Annotated in this window: 15 protein-coding genes; 5 read left to right on the top strand and 10 right to left on the bottom strand. The window is 71.1% G+C overall.

The window, feature by feature from the left end; translation table 11 throughout:
* Nucleotides 1-20 precede the first annotated feature (20 nt).
* The gene (locus OGH68_RS27670; RefSeq protein WP_264247731.1) at nt 21-1,397 is read right to left on the bottom strand and encodes a diaminobutyrate--2-oxoglutarate transaminase family protein; all 1,377 of its coding nucleotides are present in this window, start codon (nt 1,395-1,397) and stop codon (nt 21-23) included.
* 427 nt (nt 1,398-1,824) lie between these two features.
* Here OGH68_RS27670 and OGH68_RS27665 point away from each other — a divergent pair, with 427 nt between their 5' ends.
* Together OGH68_RS27665 and OGH68_RS27660 are read left to right on the top strand one after the other, a co-directional pair.
* Complete coding sequence (locus OGH68_RS27665) at nt 1,825-3,000, top strand: trypsin-like serine peptidase (protein WP_264247730.1); 1,176 nt, start codon at nt 1,825-1,827, stop codon at nt 2,998-3,000.
* 416 nt (nt 3,001-3,416) lie between these two features.
* On the top strand, nt 3,417-4,586 hold the full coding sequence (locus OGH68_RS27660) for a trypsin-like serine peptidase (RefSeq protein WP_264247728.1): 1,170 nt from the start codon (nt 3,417-3,419) through the stop codon (nt 4,584-4,586).
* A 93-nt stretch (nt 4,587-4,679) separates the two neighbouring features.
* Here the strand turns inward: OGH68_RS27660 and hflX are convergent, their stop codons facing one another.
* From hflX to miaA, 6 genes are all read right to left on the bottom strand, one after another.
* Nucleotides 4,680-6,170, bottom strand: coding sequence for a GTPase HflX (gene hflX / locus OGH68_RS27655; protein WP_264247727.1), 1,491 nt, complete (start codon nt 6,168-6,170; stop codon nt 4,680-4,682).
* Between the two features lie 181 nt (nt 6,171-6,351).
* The gene (locus tag OGH68_RS27650) at nt 6,352-7,842 is read right to left on the bottom strand and encodes a M1 family metallopeptidase (protein WP_264247726.1); all 1,491 of its coding nucleotides are present in this window, start codon (nt 7,840-7,842) and stop codon (nt 6,352-6,354) included.
* 77 nt (nt 7,843-7,919) lie between these two features.
* Entirely contained in the window at nt 7,920-10,001 is a 2,082-nt protein-coding gene (locus OGH68_RS27645) for a RelA/SpoT family protein (protein WP_264247725.1), read from the bottom strand.
* A 139-nt stretch (nt 10,002-10,140) separates the two neighbouring features.
* Nucleotides 10,141-11,055, bottom strand: coding sequence for a diaminopimelate epimerase (gene dapF, locus OGH68_RS27640; RefSeq protein ID WP_264247724.1), 915 nt, complete (start codon nt 11,053-11,055; stop codon nt 10,141-10,143).
* Nucleotides 11,056-11,089: 34 nt separating this feature from the next.
* Nucleotides 11,090-11,536: a hypothetical protein gene (locus OGH68_RS27635; RefSeq protein WP_264250322.1), complete on the bottom strand. Its 447-nt coding sequence runs from the start codon at nt 11,534-11,536 to the stop codon at nt 11,090-11,092.
* A 106-nt stretch (nt 11,537-11,642) separates the two neighbouring features.
* Entirely contained in the window at nt 11,643-12,581 is a 939-nt protein-coding gene (gene miaA / locus OGH68_RS27630; RefSeq protein ID WP_264247723.1) for a tRNA (adenosine(37)-N6)-dimethylallyltransferase MiaA, read from the bottom strand.
* A 246-nt stretch (nt 12,582-12,827) separates the two neighbouring features.
* Here miaA and OGH68_RS27625 point away from each other — a divergent pair, with 246 nt between their 5' ends.
* Both OGH68_RS27625 and OGH68_RS27620 read left to right on the top strand, forming a co-directional pair.
* Nucleotides 12,828-13,037, top strand: coding sequence for a gliding motility protein (locus OGH68_RS27625; protein ID WP_264247722.1), 210 nt, complete (start codon nt 12,828-12,830; stop codon nt 13,035-13,037).
* 42 nt (nt 13,038-13,079) lie between these two features.
* Nucleotides 13,080-13,319: an antitoxin gene (locus OGH68_RS27620; protein WP_264247720.1), complete on the top strand. Its 240-nt coding sequence runs from the start codon at nt 13,080-13,082 to the stop codon at nt 13,317-13,319.
* Nucleotides 13,320-13,442: 123 nt separating this feature from the next.
* Here OGH68_RS27620 and OGH68_RS27615 read toward each other — a convergent pair whose 3' ends face one another.
* The 3 genes from OGH68_RS27615 to OGH68_RS27605 form a co-directional block, all read right to left on the bottom strand.
* Nucleotides 13,443-14,150, bottom strand: a complete 708-nt coding sequence (locus tag OGH68_RS27615) for a class III extradiol dioxygenase subunit B-like domain-containing protein (RefSeq protein ID WP_264247718.1) — start codon at nt 14,148-14,150, stop codon at nt 13,443-13,445.
* A 264-nt stretch (nt 14,151-14,414) separates the two neighbouring features.
* Nucleotides 14,415-15,941 carry a tRNA (N6-isopentenyl adenosine(37)-C2)-methylthiotransferase MiaB gene (gene miaB / locus OGH68_RS27610; protein WP_264247717.1) on the bottom strand — a complete coding sequence of 509 codons (1,527 nt, stop codon included), beginning with the start codon at nt 15,939-15,941 and terminating at the stop codon, nt 14,415-14,417.
* Nucleotides 15,942-16,035: 94 nt separating this feature from the next.
* A complete protein-coding gene (locus tag OGH68_RS27605; RefSeq protein WP_264247715.1) occupies nt 16,036-16,725 on the bottom strand; it encodes a winged helix-turn-helix transcriptional regulator in 690 nt (229 codons plus the stop codon).
* A 105-nt stretch (nt 16,726-16,830) separates the two neighbouring features.
* On the opposite strand from OGH68_RS27605, the gene OGH68_RS27600 reads away from it, so the two are divergent.
* Nucleotides 16,831-18,201, top strand: coding sequence for an FAD-binding oxidoreductase (locus OGH68_RS27600; protein WP_264247714.1), 1,371 nt, complete (start codon nt 16,831-16,833; stop codon nt 18,199-18,201).
* Nucleotides 18,202-18,337: the final 136 nt, after the last annotated feature.

Below are 18,337 nucleotides of genomic sequence, written 5' to 3'. Positions count from 1 at the left end.
CCTTGTGACGTGGTCCGGGGTCAGTGCGACTGCCTGTGGTCGGTGCGGCCTTCGGTGGAGCGCTCTGCGGCGGCCAGGGCATCGGCGAATCTGTCGAGGACGGCCGCCGCTTGTTCGTCGGTGAGGGTGAGAGGAGGGAGCAGGCGCACGACACCGGCCCGGCGTCCGCCGAGTTCGACGATGAGACCGCGGCGAAGGCACTCCCGCTGTACGGCCGCCGCGAGCTGAGGCGCCGGAGGCGGGACGACCGCGTCCGGTGCCATGGAGTCGGGGTCGACCAGTTCGACGCCGATCATCAGACCCCGGCCGCGTACGTCTCCGATGCAGGGGTGGGCCGCGGCGAGCCCCTGGAGACTGGCCATCATGCGGGCGCCGAGCGTCGCGGCGCGCTCGGCGAGGCGGTTCTCGCGAACGTGCGCAAGGGTGGCGGCGCCCGCTGCCATGGCGAGCTGGTTCCCCCTGAAGGTGCCCGCGTGGGCTCCGGGCTGCCAGGCGTCGAGTCCGGAGCGGTAGACGATGACGGCGAGCGGAAGGGACCCGCCGATGGCCTTGGACAGCACCATGACGTCCGGTACGACTCCGCTGTGCTCGACGCCCCAGAAGGTACCGGTACGTCCCACGCCGGTCTGCACCTCGTCGGCGATCAGCGGAATGGAGCGGGACGCGGTGAGCTCTCGCATCCTGCGGAGCCAGTCGTCGGGGGCGGGAATCACTCCGCCCTCCCCTTGCACGGGTTCGAGGATCATGCCGGCCGGCCTGGGGACTCCGCTCTTGCTGTCGTCGAGGAGGCTTTCGGTCCAGCGGGCGGCGAGTTCGGCGCCGCGCTCGCCGCCGATCCCGAAGGGGCAGCGGTAGTCGTGCGGGAACGGCAGGCGAGTGACCCGGACGTCCGCGGCGCCGCTGGAGGCTTCGAGCGCCCCGGCCGTCATGCCGTGGTACGCGCCGGTGAAGGCGAAAAGGCCGCTGCGTCCGGTGGCGGTCCGCACGAGCTTGAGGGCGGCCTCCACGGCGTCCGTGCCCGCGGGGCCGCAGAACTGGATGCGCGCGTCGTCGGCCAGTGGCCGCGGGAGCGTGGCGAACAGCTCGGTGGTGAAGGTGTCCTTGACGGGTGTGGCGAGGTCGAGAACGTGCAGCGGCGCGCCGGAGTCGAGGACCTTCTTGATCGCCTCGAGGACCACGGGGTGGTTGTGCCCGAGGGCCAGGGTGCCCGCGCCGGAGAGGCAGTCGAGGTACCGGCGGCCGTCGGCGCCCTCGATCGTCAGCCCTCTGGCACGCACCGGCACGATGGGCAGTGAGCGCGCATAGGTGCGGGCAGCCGACTCACGGAGCGACTGTCTCCGCAGAATCCCCTCGTGAGCTGCGGTCGGCGCCACCGGAGCGGGTTCGGTCACGGCCACGGCTGTTCGTCCTCCGGCTGTCACAGTTGCGTTGCGCATCGGTACGGAACTCGCGTGGGGCGCACCGGCACTGAAGGCTGTCGTCGTGTCGACGGTTCCCCCGCACGTACCAACGACGCGGGGCGCCGGGGATCACGGGCCGACCGGAAGATCCTTGCGGCTCCGGAACCATGGACCTGCTGCGCGCCGTCACCATCGGCACCGGCATAGTGGGGGCCGCACTCCGGTCCGCGAGTGCCACGGAGCAGCCGGGAACTTGCTCGTCAGGAAGTTCCTGCGCGATTCCGGCAGTTCCACAGAGTCCGGCCCGAGTAGGACCTGAGCAAGACCTGTAACACCCGAACAAGACCTGTAAGACCTGTAAGACCTGAGCACGACAGAGCAGTTCAACAGTTCAGCAGCACCGGAGTCCCAGGGGGATCAAGAGATGCGACCCATTCGCCCGACGCTGGCAGTGGCCTCGATGGCCGCGGCGCTGGCGCTTGCCGCCACCGGATGCGGCCCGAGCGAGGACAACGCCGGCGACAAGCCGAGCGCGCCGGCCAGTCAGCCCGCCGACGGCAAAATCACCATTCCGGACGATCTCAAGGACCGGCTCAAGGAGCGCGGGATCGACCTGGACAAGTGGAAGAACGGCGAGTGGAAGAACTGGGACAAGGACACGTGGCTGCGTGAGGCGCAGGACTTCGTCAACCCGATCATCGAGGACCTCTGGGACCCGGACCGGATGCGGGATGCCGACAAGCCCCCGGAGAAGCCCGTCGACAACGACATCTCGGGCGACGAAGGTGTCACCGACCCCGCACCGGATCCGGTCGACGCACAGGCCGTGAAGGCCCCGTACCACGCGAACGCCGCGGAGGCCGGCAAGGTCTTCTTCGACGGCCCGCAGGGTTCGATGGTCTGCTCCGCGACCGTGGTGAAGGACCCGGCCAACCCCGGGAAGTCCAACATGGTGTGGACCGCCGGCCACTGTGTGCACGCCGGCAAGAGCGGCGGCTGGTACCGCAACATCGCCTTCGTCCCCTCCTACAACGACGGGGCGAAGGAGACCGCCGAGCTGGAGAAGACGCCCAAGGAGGAGATCGCTCCCTACGGTGTCTGGTGGGGCGACTGGGCCCAGACCTCCGACCAGTGGATCTCCCAGGGCGCCGCGACCGGTGGCCAGGGCGCGGCGTACGACTACGCCGTCATCCATGTGACCCCGGAGAAGGGCAGCACCGGCAAGTCCCTGGAGGAGACGGTCGGTTCCGCCCTGCCGGTCGACTTCAGCGCCCCCGCCGTGCCGGAGATCGAGAGCATGACCGCCACCGGTTACCCGGCGGCTCCGCCGTACGACGGCCAGAAGCTCTTCCAGTGCGCCGACAAGCCGGGCCGGCTGTCGTTGAACGCCGAGGAGCCGACGATGTACCGCATCGGCTGCACCATGACCGGCGGTTCGTCCGGCGGTGGCTGGGTCGCGCAGGGCCAGGACGGCAAGCCGGCCCTGGTCTCCAACACCTCCATCGGCCCGGTGACGGCCGGCTGGCTGGCCGGTCCGCGCCTCGGCAAGGAGGCCGAAGGCGTCTACAACGCGGTCAGCAAGAAGTTCGCGGGGCAGTGACGCGCTCTGACACGCAGTGATGTCCTCAGACACGTTCTGCCGCGCTGTGATGCGCGCGGCAGTGGAGGGACAGTGACGGGACGGTAGGACGTCCGGGCACAGAGGCGTCCGCGTCAACCGATCCGCAACCGGGGTCCCGGCCGTGATGATGGTCGGGGCCCCAGTTCTTCGTCCTCCTGCACGCCCCGCACCCCGCGCCGCGCCGCTCTCGCTTCTCCGGCCGCGCGGCCCCGCCTCACACGCTCGTGGAGAATCCGTGCAGTTGAGGACCGCGACGGCTGATCGTCCGTAAGCAGAGCCTAAAGTGGTGCCGCAGCGTGAGGCGGCCACTGACGGCCGCCTTTTTCCATGACAAGTCCATGGCAAGCGCCCAATGCTTCCGTGGCACGTACAGAATTCTCAGGGGGAATCGTTCCATGCGATCCATACGTCCACTGCTGGCTGCCGCCGGCCTCGCTACGGCTCTCGCCCTGACGGCGACCGCCTGCGGCCCGGGTGAGGAGAACGCGGCCGACAAACCGGCCGCCTCCGGCCCGGCCGCGGACGAGAGCGGGGCCGCGCTTCCGGGGGACCTGGCCGACAGACTCAAGGAGCGCGGGATCGACCCGGACAAGTGGAAGAACGGCGAGTGGAAGAACTGGGACAAGGACACGTGGCTGCGTGAGGCCAAGGACTTCGTCAACCCGGTGATCGAGGGCCTGTGGAAGCCCGAGCGGATGACGACGGCCAAGGCACCGGCGAAGACGATGGCGGCCGGTGACATCTCCGGCGACCAGGGCGTGACCGACCCCGAACCTCGCCCGGTCCGGGCACAGCCGGAGAAGCGGCCGTACCACAAGAACGCCGCCCCGGTCGGCAAGGTCTTCTTCGACGCTCCCGAAGGGTCGATGGTCTGTTCCGCGACCGTCGTCAAGGACCCGAAGAACCCCGGCAAGTCCAATCTCGTATGGACGGCGGGCCACTGCGTCCACGCCGGCAAGAGCGGCGGCTGGTACCGCAACATCGCCTTCGTCCCCGCCTACAACGACCAGGGCAAGTCCCCCGCCGCACTGGAGAACGCGCAGCCGCAGGAGATCGCGCCGTACGGCGTCTACTGGGCCGACTGGGTGGCGACCTCCGGCGGGTGGATCGACGAGGGCGGCCCGACCGGCGGCACCGGCGCTCCGTACGACTACGCCGTGATGCATGTGAAGCCCGAGCAGGGCACCAAGTCCCTCGAGGAGACGGTCGGCGTCGCCCTCGACATCGACTTCGACGCCCCCGAGGCCAAGGACATCCGCGCCATGGGCGCCTGGGGCTACCCGGCCGCGCCGCCGTACGACGGGGCGCTCATGCACAAGTGCGTCGACCGGCCCGGGCGGCTGTCCATCGCTCCCGGCACTCCGACGATGTGGCGTATCGGCTGCACCATGACCGGCGGCTCGTCCGGCGGCGGCTGGTTCTCCGAGCAGCCGAACGGCAAGCTCGCGCTGGTCTCCAACACGTCCATCGGCCCGGTCACTTCGGGCTGGCTGGCCGGTCCGCGGCTGGACGCGGACGCCCAGCAGATCTACACGATGATGAGCGACAAGTTCGCCGGCCGGTAGACCCGGCGACCGTGTGAACAGCCGAAAGGCCCGCCCCTGGAGTTCAACCGGGGGCGGGCCTTTCGCCGTGTTCAGAAGCCGGTGGCTCCCGGGTCAGTGCGCGGCGGGCACATACGGGGACAGGGCCGCGGCCAGTTCCTCGTGCACCCGTGCCTTCAGCAGCGTGCCCTCCGTGGTGTGCTCCTCGGAGATCACCTCGCCGTCGGCGTGGACCCGCGAGACCAGCCCGCCCTGGGTGTAGGGCACGACCGCCTCGATCTGGATCTTCGGCCGGGGCAGCTCGGAGTCGATCAGCCGCATCAGCTCGTCGATGCCCGCGCCGGTCCGCGCCGACACCGCGATCGCGTGCCGCTCGACGCGCAGCAGGCGCTGCAGCACCAGCGGATCGGCAGCGTCCGCCTTGTTGATCACCACGATCTCGGGCACGTCCACCGCGCCCACGTCGCGGATGACCTCGCGCACGGCCGCCAGCTGCTCCTCCGGTGCCGGGTGCGCCCCGTCGACCACGTGCAGGATCAGGTCGGAGTCCCCGACCTCCTCCATGGTGGAACGGAACGCCTCGACCAGGTGGTGCGGCAGGTGGCGTACGAACCCGACGGTGTCGGCCAGAGTGTATCCGCGGCCGCTCGGGGTCTCGGCCCTCCGGACGGTCGGGTCCAGAGTGGCGAACAGTGCGTTCTCCACCAGGACACCGGCGCCGGTGAGGCGGTTGAGCAGGGACGACTTGCCCGCGTTGGTGTAACCGGCGATGGCGACCGAAGGCACCTTGTTACGGCGGCGCTCCTGGCGCTTGATGTCGCGGCCGGTCTTCATCTCCGCGATCTCACGGCGCATCTTCGCCATCTTCTCGCGAATCCGGCGCCGGTCCGTCTCGATCTTCGTCTCACCGGGACCGCGGGTGGCCATGCCGCCGCTGCCGCCGCCACCCATCTGACGGGACAGCGACTGACCCCAGCCTCGGAGCCTGGGCAGCATGTACTGCATCTGCGCCAGTGCCACCTGCGCCTTGCCCTCTCGGGACTTGGCGTGCTGGGCGAAGATGTCGAGGATCAGGGCGGTCCGGTCGACCACCTTGACCTTGACGACGTCCTCGAGCTGGATCAGCTGGCCGGGGCTGAGCTCACCGTCGCAGACGACGGTGTCGGCACCGGTCTCGAGCACGATGTCGCGCAGCTCCTGCGCCTTGCCCGAACCGATGTACGTGGCCGGGTCCGGCTTGTCGCGGCGCTGGATGACGCCGTCGAGAACCAGCGCACCGGCCGTCTCGGCGAGGGCCGCCAGCTCCGCGAGGGAGTTCTCGGCGTCCTGCACCGTCCCCGAGGTCCAGACGCCGACCAGCACGACGCGCTCGAGTCGCAGCTGCCGGTACTCGACCTCGGTGACGTCCTCGAGCTCGGTGGAGAGGCCCACCACTCGCCGCAGCGCGGCACGCTCGGAGCGGTCGAGCTGGTCGCCGTCCCGCTCGGTGTCGATCTCGTAGCTCCAGGCGACGTCCTCTTCCATCAGGGCATCGGCCCGAAGGCTCTCGGCGCGCGTCTCCGCGAAGCTCTGCTTTTCCTGGGAAGGGGATGAAGAGGAGGTCATTGGATCCTTACGTCGATGTGAGGAGCGGCCCGCCGGCATAGTGCCGGACTGCTCCGGTGCCATGAACAACGCGTGAATGCCGCGGAAGATTCCCCGAGGGGGTTCCGGCCCCGGCAGCCGCGCCGACCTGCTGATGGTCGCACGGGCCGTCCGGGACCGTCACCCTGATTTCCGGCGCCCTTCAGTGGCGACCGGCCTCGGCGCCGCTCTTGCCGCTCTTGCCGTCCTGGACGGCCTGGCTGCGCCAGTCGGGGTGTCCCGGCATCTCCGGTGTCTTCTTGCCGTGGAGCCAGCCCTGGAAGAACGCCGAGAGGTCACGCTCCGCGATGCTGGATGCGAGCTGGGTGAAGTCCTCCGTGGTCGCCGTGGCGTCCTGGTGCTCCTGGACCCAGGTGCGCTCCAGGCGCTCGAAGGCGGTCTTGCCGATCTCCTGCCGCAGCGCGTACAGGACCAGCGCGCTGCCGTCGTAGACGACCGGCCGGAAGATGCTGAGTTTCTTGCCGGGCGCGGCCGCCGCGGGCGCCGCCGGGGGTCCGCCCGCGGCCCGCCACCCGTCGGAGAGTTCGTAGGCACGCCGCATCCGGGTCTCGAGCGGCTGCTGCGCCTTCTCCTCGGCGTACAGCGCCTGGTACCAGGTGGCGTGGCCCTCGTTCAGCCACAGGTCGGACCAGGTGCGCGGCGAGACGCTGTTGCCGAACCACTGGTGGGCCAGCTCGTGCACCATGACCGAGTCGACGTACCACTCGGGGAGGGTGCCCGACATGAACAGGGCGCGCTCGAAGAGCGACAGTGTCTGCGTCTCCAGTTCGAAGCCGGTCTCGGCGTCGGCGACCAGCACACCGTAAGTGTCGAAGGGGTAGCGGCCGACCTTCTTCTCCATCCACGCGATCTGGCCCGGCGTCTTCTTCAGCCAGGGCTCCAGCGCCTCACGGTCGGCGGTGGGGACGACGTCGCGCAGGGGCAGTCCGTGCGGGCCCTGGCGCTCGACGACGGTCGACCGGCCGAGGGAGACCTGGGCCAGTTCGGTGGCCATGGGGTGGCCGGTGCGGTAGACCCACGAGGCCTGCCTGTCGGTCACGGCCCTGGCGACGCGCCGGCCGTTGGCGACGACGGTGACGTCCGGCGGCGCGGTGACACGGAAGGTGAAGTACGCCTTGTCGGACGGATGGTCGTTGGAGGGGAAGACCCGGTGCGCGGCGTCCGCCTGGTTGGCCATCACCAGACCGTCCCCGGTACGCACCCAGCCGCCGGCGTCCTTCGGCCCCCGCGGGTCGCTGGTGTGCGTGACGGTGATCCGCATCCGCGAGCCGGCGGGGATGTTCGCGGGCGGGTCGATGACGAGGTCCTCGCCGGCGGTGGCGAAGTCGGCCGGGATGTCGTTCACCATGACCGAGCGGACCGTGCCGTGGGTGAAGTCGAGGTTGACGCGGTCGAGTCCCCGGGTCGACCAGGCGTCGATCTTCGTGACGGCTTCGAGCGGCCGGTCGTTGCGACCCTCGTAGGCGAGGGCGATGTCGTACTCGAGAACGTCGTAGCCGGGGTTGCCCAGTTGGGGGAAGAGCCGGTCGCCGATGCCGAGCGGCTCGGGCGAGGGCACGGTCGCGGCGATGAGGGTGGCCGACGCGCCGGCCAGCAGGGCGGCACGCATACGGCGCCGGGATGTGTGCAGCATGCCCTACCGCTACCAGCGCCCGGCCGTGCCGAGCGTGAGGGCACGCGACAGGCGGCGGCGCGCCCACCCGAACGAGGTCAGGCGGTGGCCGCCGGATGCTGGGTGCGGCTCACGTCGTACACCCCGGGCACGTCGCGCATGGCTCTCATGAGGGCCGGGAGCCCCGCCGCATCGGGAAGTTGGAGGGTGTACGTGTGCCGGACCCGCTGCTGGGCCGGAGGCTCGACGGTGGCCGACACGACCGCGGCGCCCTGCCCGGCGATCGCTTCCGTGAGGTCGGCCAGCAGCCGCGGCCGGCCGAACGACTCCGCGACCAGGGTGACGCGGCATTCGGCCGCGTCGCCCCAGCGCACCGGCACCGGCTCGCGTCCCACGCCCGTCATGCGCGCCACCGCCGGGCACTCCTGCCGGTGGACGGTCACGGCGCCGCCGCGTACGGGGAACCCGGTGACGGCGTCGGGCGGTACGGGGGTGCAGCAGCCGGCGAGCCGTACCGTGGCCTCGGGGAGGTCCACCACGGCGTTCGCCGAGACCGGCCGGCCGGCGGGGAGCGGGGCGGGCCGGCGGGGAGCGGCGGAGGGGGCTGCGGCACCCTCCGGGTGCGTGTCGAGCCAGCTGGTGATCGCGATACGGGCGGCCGGGGTGCGGGCGTGGTCGAGCCACTGCGGGGACGGCCCGGAGGCGCTGTCCTGGGCCAGCAGGACATGGACGGTGTCGCCGTCGCCGAGGACCGTGCTCAGCGTGGCGAGACGGCCGTTGACGCGCGCGCCGATGCAGGCGTGCGCCGCTTCGCCGTACTGAGCGTAGGCGGCGTCCACGCAGGTCGCCCCGGCCGGCAGGCCGAGGGCACGGCCGTCGGCGCGGAAGACGGTGATCTCCCGGTCCTGCGCCAGGTCAGCCCGCAGGGACGTCCAGAAGGTGTCGGGGTCCGGGGTGGACTGCTGCCACTCCAGCAGCCGGGACAGCCAGCCGGGCCTGGTCGGGTCGGCCCGCTCGCCGTCCACCGGCTCCGCCCCGTCCACGGGCACGTACGGGTTGCCCAGTGCGACCACCCCGGCCTCGGCGACCTTGTGCATCTGATGCGTACGGATGAGGACTTCGGCGACGGCGCCGTCCGGGCCGGCGACCGCGGTGTGCAGCGACTGGTACAGGTTGAACTTCGGTGCCGCAATGAAGTCCTTGAACTCGGAGATCACCGGCGTGAAGCAGGTGTGCAGCTCGCCGAGGACGGCGTAGCAGTCGGCGTCCTCGGAGACGAGGATCAGCAGCCGGCCGAAGTCCGTGCTGCGCAGTTGCGAGCGTTTGAGACAGACCCGGTGCACGGACACGAAGTGCCGTGGTCTGATCAGCACTTCGGCGCTGATGCCGGCCTCGCGCAGGGCGGCCCGGAAGTCGTCCGCGAAGGCGGCGAGCGCGGTGCACGACGTGGCGTTCTCGGCGATGAGCGCGCGGGTCCGCTCGTACTCCTCCGGGTGCAGGATCGCGAAGACCAGGTCCTCCAGCTCGCTCTTGAGCGCCTGGACACCGAGCCGTTCGGCGAGCGGGATCAGCACATCGCGGGTGACCCTGGCGATACGTGCCTGCTTCTCGGGGCGCATCACCGTCAGGGTGCGCATGTTGTGCAGCCGGTCGGCGAGTTTGATGGACATCACGCGGACGTCGTTGCCCGTGGCGACGAGCATCTTGCGGAAGGTCTCCGGTTCGGCGGCGGCGCCGTAGTCCACCTTCTCGAGCTTGGTGACGCCGTCGACCAGATAGCCGACCTCGGCACCGAACTCCTCCTTCACCTGATCGAGGGTCACTTCCGTGTCCTCGACGGTGTCGTGGAGCAGTGACGCGGTGAGCGTGGTGGTCTCCGCCCCCAGTTCGGCCAGGATGAGCGTCACGGCGAGGGGGTGGGTGATGTAGGGCTCGCCGCTCTTGCGGAACTGCCCGCGGTGGGAGGCCTCCGCGAGCAGGTACGCCTTGTGCAGGGGAGCCAGGTCGGCGTCGGGGTGGTGCGCCCGGTGGGCCTCCACGACATGGCCGATCGCGTCGGGGAGCCGGTCCCGCCCCGTGGGACCCAGCAGTGCGGCGGCGCGGCCCAGCCTGCGGAGGTCGATCCTCGGACGGCCGCGCCTGCGGCTGTGGGCACCTGGGTTGGTGGCCTCTGCGCTCATGGGGCACCTCCGGCAGCTTCGACCGGCGGTACGGAGAACTGGCGTGCCTCCGGGCCGGTGCTTGATGCTACCGAGCCCACCACGTGGCGCAGTCCGGCTCTCTCTCAGCGTGAAACGGATCACCCATTCGAGCGAAGCGCTATGCGGTCACGGTTTCGAGGAGAACGGGGTCGATCAGCCCCTCGGCGACGATCACCGCGGGGCCGGTCATCTCGATCTCGCCGTCGGGCCGCTCCGTGATCACAAGACGCCCGCCGGGCAGGTCGACCGTGTATGTGACGGCCACGCCGGTGACGGCCGGGTCCAGGTGGTCGCGGCGCGCGGCGGCCACGGCGACGGCGCAGGCGCCGGTCCCGCAGGAGCGGGTCTCGCCGGAGCCTCGTTCATGGACGCGCATCGCGACGTGCCGTTCGCCGCGGTCGACGACGAACTCGACGTTGACGCCGTCCGGGTAGACCGACGCCGGGGTGCACTGCGGCGCGGTCCGCAGCTCACCGGCGTGGGCCAGGTCCTCGACGAAGGCGACCGCGTGGGGGTTGCCCATGTTCACGTTCCTCGCCGGCCAACTGCGGGCGCCGACCGAGACGGTGACGCCGTCCTCGGGGAGCTCGGCGCGTCCCATGAAGACGGTGATGTCGCCCGTGGCGGTGCCGCTCCCGGAGGGCACCTTGGCGAGGCGCACCTTCTTGATCCCGCCGCGCGTCGCGACGGACAGCTCGCCCTCCTCGACGTGGCCGGCGCGCTGGAGATACCCCGCGAAAACCCGGACACCGTTGCCGCACATCTCGGCGACGGAACCGTCCGCGTTGCGGTAGTCCATGAACCATTCGGCCTCGCCGGCCATGTGCCGGGCCTCCGGATGGGCCGCCGACCGCACCACGTGCAGCAGGCCGTCGCCGCCGATACCGGCCCGGCGGTCGCACAGACGGGCGACGGCCGCGGCGGGAAGACCGACCGTGTTGTCCGGGTCGGGGACGATCACGAAGTCGTTCTCGGTCCCGTGGCCCTTGAGGAAGGGGAGGGGCGACATCTGCGAGGTGCTCACGTGCTCCATCGTACGAGGACGGTCCGACAGCGGCCGGAGCCGGTCACCTCAGGCGTGCCACACGCCACACCGCGAGGGCCACGAGCACCGTGGCGATGCCCACGTACAGCGCGATCACGCGCCAGTCCGGGCGCTCGCCGGAGCCGCGCGCCGGCAGGCCGGGCCAGGTGTGGCCGACGCGGCGCGCGGCCATCAGGCCCCAGCCGGCGGCGCAGCAGCTGATCAGCAGGCCCAGCATGGCGACGACCGCTCCCCCGTCCCCCGTGCCGAAGGCGAGCGGGAAGGCGAACATCAGGGAGCCGGTGGCCGCCAGGCCGACGATGGGGGCGAGCTGCCAGATTCTGAGCCGCCGCTGCGGGCGCAGCTCGACCTCGACCTCCTCCGCGAGCATCTCCTGCTCGTCGGGTCCGTCGGGACTGAGGCCGGACGGGCTGCCGTCCGCCGGGTCCCGCCGTTGCTGCTGTTCCGTGTCGCGAGGGCCGGCCTCCATCGCCACGCGCCCTCCCAACTCGGACTCAACTGTCGATCGATGCTCGATGATGGCACGCCCCCGGGGGCCGGAATGACGGGCGGAGCGTCCCGATGCCATCACGTGATCAGGCTGTGACCGCTCGTTCGATCAACGTCAGCGCTCGATGCGGAAGTTCCGTCCTGTCGTCGGCGGCACCGCTCAGCCAGTGCACCCTCTGATCGCGCCGGAACCACGAGTCCTGACGGCGGGCGAAGCGCTTGGTGGCGCGCACCGTCTCGTCGCGCGCCTCCTGCTCGGTGCACTCCCCGGCGAGTGCCGTGAGCACCTGCTGGTAGCCGAGAGCGCGCGAGGCGGTGAGCCCTTCGCGCAGCCCCTGCGCCTCGAGCGTGCGCACCTCGTCGACGAGGCCCGCCTCCCACATCCGGTCGACGCGCACCGCGATCCGCCCGTCGAGCTCCGGCCGCGCGACGTCGACGCCGATCTGGAGGGTGTCGTAGACGGCGTCGTGTCCGGGGAGGTTGGCGGTGAAGGGCTTGCCGGTGATCTCGATGACCTCGAGGGCCCGGACGATCCGCCGGCCGTTGCTCGGCAGGATGGCACGGCCCGCCTCCGGGTCGGCGGCCGCCAGCCGGGTGTGCAGGACGCCGGGGCCGCGCTCGGCCAGCTCCTCCTCCAGGCGGGCCCGCACCTGCGGGTCGGTCCCCGGGAACTCGAGGGCGTCGATCGCCGCCCGTACGTAGAGCCCGGAGCCGCCGACGAGGACCGGAGTGCGGCCCTCGGCGAGCAGCCGGTCGATCTCCGTCCGTGCCAGTCGCTGGTACTCGGCGACGCTCGCGGCCTCGGTGACGTCCCAGATGTCGAGGAGCCGGTGCGGCACTCCGCCGCGTTCCTGCATCGTCAGCTTGGCGGTGCCGATGTCCATCCCACGGTAGAGCTGCATGGAGTCGGCGTTGACGACTTCGCCGTTCAACTGCTGGGCAAGGAATACCCCCAGATCCGACTTTCCGGCTGCGGTGGGACCGACGACGGCGATGACCCGCGGTGCGGGAGCTGCACTTCTCACCGACCCAGTCTCCCAAACCCGGAGAGCGTGTACTCGAACGAGCGAGGTGACGGTGGACGCGCGGTCTCGTTGCCTGTTGCGAGGTTCCGCATGCCGGTTTTCGCACCGGTGCCCGTGCGAGACGCAAGTGGACGCTCCGAGCGGCGCGGAACTTCGCCCGCACGAGTAGTGTATGGAGTAGATATGGGTGTTTTTTCATGGTTTCGCGGTAAGCCCGCAGCTGCCGAGGAGGCTCCGGCGTCCCCGGTGACCCCGGCACCCTCGGAACGCTCCGCGGAAGCTTCGGCGGAGCGTCCTGAGGCGACCGACGGTACGGCGCCGCCAGAGGCAGAGCCCGAGGCCAAGGCAGGGGCCGAGGCCGACGGGGTCGCTCCGGCCGAGGCCGTGGAGATTCCCCGGCAGCAGTCGGCCGAGGACGCGGCGGACAGCGAGGCCGGCGAGGGCGCCCGGAAGTAGTTTCCGCCAGACGGCGGTTCCGGCTACGAGGGAAGGTGCTCCATGGGGTTCCTGGACAACCTGAAGGCCAAGATCGGCCCCGCGAAGGACAAGGTCTCCGACCTCGCCCAGCAGCACGAGGGTCGGATCGGGCAGGGCCTGGAGAGAGCCGCCCGGACGGTCGACGCCAAGACCAAGGGCAAGTACAGCAACAAGATCGAAACGGGTACCGGCAAGGCCAAGGACGCCCTGGGCCGCATCGCGCACAAGGACGGCCGCGGGACGACACCGCCGGCCGCCTGAGGGCACCCGGCCGGTTCCGCCGAGGGCACCGGGCCGGTTCAGCAAACGGTACCGGGCCGGTTCAGCGGAGGACGGCCGTGGAGCACCTCGCTCCACGGCCGTCTTCCACTGTGTCCCGGGCCCCTACGACCAGGCCGCGACGAAGTAGCCGACCCCGTACGGGGCGTCCTCGTGGAGCAGCCGGCCCTCCAGGCCGGCTCCCTCCGCGGCCCCGGCGAGAACCTGCCAGGGGGCGCGGCCCGAGACCTTGAGCTCACGTGCCTGCAACTCGTCCAGCGCCTTGAGCCCGTCGATGTCCGCTGCGCCGAGCGCGTCGGCGGCCCGCCGGTCGAAGTCCACCGCGCGCGCGTCGAGGTAGCCGGGGGCCTTGAGCGTGCGGCATGCGCTGCCGTCGCCCATCACCATCAGCGCGACGCGTTCGGCGCGGGCGGCGAGCTCGCGCCCCGCCGCCACGCAGCGCTCGGTGTCGAGCGGCTCACCGACGCCGAGCCCCTCGACGGGAGCGGCCGACCAGCGGTTGCGGTCGAGCAGCCAGGCGCCGACGGCGAGTGAGGGCGCCAGTGCCCGCTCCTGCCCGGGCCCTTCGCCGAGCCGCACTTCGAGGTCCACCCCGAAGCCACGGAACGAACCGGCCGCGCCGGCGGTATGGGGTCCGCGGTGCGCCTGCTCGGCGGGTCCGACCACGATGAGCAGGTCCGGCCTGGAGGCCGCGAGCACGGCCACCGCGTCGGCGGACGCGGCGCGGACCGCGTCCAGCTCTGGCGCGGCTCCGGAGGCGACCTCCGGCACGAGAAGCGGCGGGCACGGACACACGGCGGCGGCTACGAGCATGATCCGCAGCCTAGCCCGCTGCGGCGGCCCGACGGGACGGGTCGGGGCCGCCGCGACGGGGCGGACGGGCCGGCGTGCGGGGCTCTGCCCACCCATGGGCGGGCAGAGCGCATCCGCTCCGGCCCGCCGGGGGCGGGTGAAGGCGCTCCGGCCGCCAGGGGCGGGGAGGACCGTCTCGGGCCGGCGCCCCCGGGGCGGGCGAGGACGAGCCCGGCGGCCCAGGGCGGGCACGCGCGACGGACCCGGCCGCGCGGCTTGCGGAGGTCAGGTCGTCGCGCAGCCGTTCGTGGCCGGCGGGAGCGGTGCGGGGACGCCCACCGCGGGGAGACCCAGCATCACGCCGGCCGGCGTCGCGGCCTCCGCGGTGTTGCGCTTCTCCCACGCGTCACCGGCACGGGTCCGGCGCACGGACGTCACGGCGCCCTCCGCCAGCAGGTGGTGGGGAGCGGCGTAGGTGATCTCGACGGTGACGACGTCGCCGGGGCGGACCTCGGTGCCGGGCTTCGTGAAGTGGACGAGACGGTTGTCGGGGGCGCGGCCGGAGAGCCGGTGGGTGGCACCGTCCTTGCGTCCCTCACCCTCGGCGACCATGACCTCGAGCGTGCGCCCGACCTGCTTCTTGTTCTCCTCCCAGGAGATCTCCTCCTGCAGGGCGACCAGGCGCATGTAGCGCTCCTGGACGACCTCCTTGGGGATCTGCCCGTCCATCGTCGCCGCGGGCGTGCCGGGGCGCTTCGAGTACTGGAAGGTGAAGGCGTTCGCGAAGCGGGCCTCCCGCACCGTGTGCATCGTCTGCTCGAAGTCCTCCTCGGTCTCGCCCGGGAAGCCCACGATGATGTCGGTGGAGATCGCGGCGTGCGGGATGGCCGCGCGCACCTTCTCGATGATCCCGAGGAAGCGCTCCTGCCGGTAGGAGCGGCGCATCGCCTTGAGCACGGTGTCGGAGCCGGACTGCAGCGGCATGTGGAGCTGCGGCATGACGTTCGGCGTCTCGGCCATGGCGGCGATCACGTCGTCCGTGAAGTCCCGGGGGTGCGGCGAGGTGAAGCGGACCCGCTCGAGGCCCTCGATCTTCCCGCAGGCGCGCAGCAGCTTGCTGAAGGCCTCGCGGTCGCCGATGTCGGAGCCGTAGGCGTTGACGTTCTGTCCGAGCAGGGTGATCTCGCTGACGCCTTCGGCGACGAGCGCCTCGATCTCGGCGAGGATGTCGCCGGGCCGGCGGTCCTTCTCCTTGCCGCGCAGCGCGGGCACGATGCAGAAGGTGCAGGTGTTGTTGCAGCCCACGGAGATCGAGACCCAGGCCGCGTACGCCGACTCGCGGCGGGTCGGCAGGGTGGAGGGGAACGCCTCGAGCGATTCCGCGATCTCGACCTGGGCCTCCTCCTGGACCCTGGCCCGCTCGAGGAGCACCGGCAGTTTCCCGATGTTGTGCGTGCCGAAGACGACGTCGACCCAGGGCGCCTTGGTGACGATGGTGTCGCGGTCCTTCTGCGCCAGGCAGCCGCCCACGGCGATCTGCATCCCGGGGCGCCGGGACTTCATCGGGGCGAGCCGGCCGAGGTTGCCGTAGAGCTTGTTGTCGGCGTTCTCCCGGACCGCGCAGGTGTTGAAGACGACGACGTCGGCGTCACCGTCGGCGCCTTCGGGTGCGCGTACGTACCCGGCGTCCTCGAGCAGGCCCGACAGCCGCTCGGAGTCGTGGACGTTCATCTGGCACCCGTAGGTTCGGACTTCATAGGTTTTAGATGATCGAACGTCCACTGCCGGGCTCCGGTCACTGCTGCTGGTCATGAGTCAAGGGTAGGCGTTCCCCGAAGGAGCTCGGCCCGGCGCTTCGGACACACCGGCCATCACGAGCGCACTCCTCGACGGATTCCGGCGCCGATCAGCCCGCTGCGGCGGCAGGGGCAGGCTTGATGTGGGCGAAGGCGCTGCGAGCGTTCCAGGTGGGGAATGCTCGTACCAGCCAGGTGGGGCCGTGGAGCTGGATGCGGCCGTCGCGGACGGCGCCGACCCAGGTCTGCTGGCCTGCGTGCCATTTGACGAAGGCTTCGGCCTCCGCCGTGATGTAGAGGTCCTCGTCGTGGCCGGGGTACGTCTTGCAGATCTCCGTCTCTCCGCGTTCGATCAGCAGCCAGTACCGCTCGGGGTGCGGGCGGCCGGTGAAGTCGAAGCGGATGACGACGCGGCGATGCGGGAGTCGGTCTCGGCGAAGCACGTTGCACATCGACCACAGCGCCACGAAGGGATCGAGGTGCTCGGGGGCTATCTCGAGCCAGGCCGCGCCCCACTCGCCCAGCGACACGCAGACCGTGAACAGGTCGTGACCCGCGGGGGTGAGTTCGTAGTGGTTTCCGCGCCCGTCGGTCTTGGGTGCCGACCTCACGATGCCGAGCCGTTGGAGCTGCTTGAGCCGCTGCGAGAGCAGGGTGCGGGAGAGCCCGGGGGCGCCCTCCAGAATCTCGCCGAAGCTTCCGCAGCCCAGGTACAGGTTACGGATGATCACTGGCGTCCAGCGCTCGGCGAAGATCTCGGCGCCCCGGGCGATGGGGCAGTACTGGCCGTAGCTCCGCACGCCACCAGTGTCGCACTGCTGCCGACGACTCCGGGGTCCAGATTCCTGACTTCACGACCGCCGCCCCGGGTGATGCGGTGGGTGTTGAGCGAGGAGGCGATCGCCATGGAGATCGACGGATTCCAGGGCCGGCTGATCACCGCTGACCACGCCGACTACAACAACGCCCGAGCCGTGTGGAACGGCAGCGTCGACCGGCACCCCCGGCTGATCGCACGATGCAGCGGGACCGCCGACGTGGCCGCGGCCGTGCGCTTCGCCCGCGACCATGACCTGGCGATAGCAGTACGGGGCGGGGGCCACAACGTGGCCGGGACCGCGGTGTGCGACGACGGGGTCGTCATCGACCTCTCGGCGATGCGGGCGGTGTGGGTCGACCCCGCCGACCGCACGGCCGGCGTGCAGGGCGGTGCCCTGTGGGGCGACGTCGACCACGAGACACAGGCCCACGGTCTGGCCACCACCGGCGGCATCGTGAGCCACACCGGCGTCGGCGGGCTCACCCTCGGCGGCGGCATCGGCTTCCTCATGCGCAGCCGCGGGCTCGCGGTCGACAACCTGCGGGCCGCCGAGGTTGTCACCGCCGAAGGCAGCGTCCTCAAGGTGTCCGCGGACGACCACCCTGACCTGTTCTGGGCGCTGCGGGGCGGCGGCGGGAACTTCGGGGTGGTCACTTCGTTCCGCTTCGCGCTGCACCCCGTCGGCCCGATCGTCCTGGCCGGCCCCGTCTTCTGGGCGGCTGACGATACCGCCGACGTGCTGCGCTTCTACCGGGACTTCGTCGCCGACGCACCCGACGAGCTCGGCACCGTCGTCCGTCTCGGCACGGTTCCCCCGCTGCCGGTCATCCCCGAGGCCCTGCACTGGCGGCCGGCCATCGCCGTCGTCTGCTGCTACGCCGGTACGGTCGACGACGGCGAGCGGGCGGTGCGGGCCCTCCGACGGTTCAAGGCGCCGCTCGTGGACCTGCTCGTTCCCACGCCGTACGCCGCCTTCCAGGGCGCCACCGACGACACGGTCCTCCACGGATGGCACTACTACTGGAAGGCCACGGATCTCACCGGCCTCTCCGACGACGCCATCGCCGTCATCGCCGATCACGCCTACCGGGCCGGCTCGCGCCGGTCGTACTCGGCAATGTTCCACATGGGTGGCGCCGTCGCCCGGGTCCCCCAGGCCACCACCGCCTACGCCGGGCGTGATGTCGCCCACAACATCGTCATCGACGCCGTGTGGCTCCCCGACGAGTCCGGCGAGCACGCCGCAGCCGAGACCGCGTGGGCCCGGCGGTTCCTCCATGCACTCCGGGCGCACCGCGCCGACAGCGTCTACGTCAACTTCCTCGATGCCGACGACGGCACCGGCCGGGTTCGAGAGGCGTACGGCGATCGCGTCTACCGGCGACTGGCCGAGATCAAGGCCAAGTACGACCCCGACAACGCCTTCCACCACAACAAGAACATCCGCCCCGGCTGAGAGCTCGCAAACGATCACGGGCCGGGTGCCCCTACCACCGCAGACCAGGTCCGGCTGGTCGGCATGGGGGCTGTCATTCCCCTCGGGTTGAGCAGCCGGTGTCCGCAGCCGTCACCTGCTCGCCCTTGATCACCGG

The sequence above is a fragment of the Streptomyces peucetius genome (genome assembly GCF_025854275.1).
Lineage (GTDB): Bacteria > Actinomycetota > Actinomycetes > Streptomycetales > Streptomycetaceae > Streptomyces > Streptomyces peucetius_A.
The sequence above is the reverse complement of the archived record's forward strand: the minus strand, read 5'-3'. Positions and strand labels throughout refer to the sequence as shown.

What these genes read in the sequence shown, in the direction of transcription:
- OGH68_RS27665 (WP_264247730.1), top strand. Translation starts at nt 1,825, where the DNA reads ATGCGACCCATTCGCCCGACGCTGGCAGTGGCCTCGATGGCCGCGGCG.
- OGH68_RS27660 (WP_264247728.1), top strand. Translation starts at nt 3,417, where the DNA reads ATGCGATCCATACGTCCACTGCTGGCTGCCGCCGGCCTCGCTACGGCT.
- hflX (WP_264247727.1), bottom strand. Translation starts at nt 6,170, where the DNA reads ATGACCTCCTCTTCATCCCCTTCCCAGGAAAAGCAGAGCTTCGCGGAG.
- OGH68_RS27650 (WP_264247726.1), bottom strand. Translation starts at nt 7,842, where the DNA reads ATGCTGCACACATCCCGGCGCCGTATGCGTGCCGCCCTGCTGGCCGGC.
- OGH68_RS27645 (WP_264247725.1), bottom strand. Translation starts at nt 10,001, where the DNA reads ATGAGCGCAGAGGCCACCAACCCAGGTGCCCACAGCCGCAGGCGCGGC.
- dapF (WP_264247724.1), bottom strand. Translation starts at nt 11,055, where the DNA reads ATGGAGCACGTGAGCACCTCGCAGATGTCGCCCCTCCCCTTCCTCAAG.
- OGH68_RS27635 (WP_264250322.1), bottom strand. Translation starts at nt 11,536, where the DNA reads ATGGAGGCCGGCCCTCGCGACACGGAACAGCAGCAACGGCGGGACCCG.
- OGH68_RS27620 (WP_264247720.1), top strand. Translation starts at nt 13,080, where the DNA reads ATGGGGTTCCTGGACAACCTGAAGGCCAAGATCGGCCCCGCGAAGGAC.
- OGH68_RS27615 (WP_264247718.1), bottom strand. Translation starts at nt 14,150, where the DNA reads ATGCTCGTAGCCGCCGCCGTGTGTCCGTGCCCGCCGCTTCTCGTGCCG.
- miaB (WP_264247717.1), bottom strand. Translation starts at nt 15,941, where the DNA reads ATGACCAGCAGCAGTGACCGGAGCCCGGCAGTGGACGTTCGATCATCT.
- OGH68_RS27600 (WP_264247714.1), top strand. Translation starts at nt 16,831, where the DNA reads ATGGAGATCGACGGATTCCAGGGCCGGCTGATCACCGCTGACCACGCC.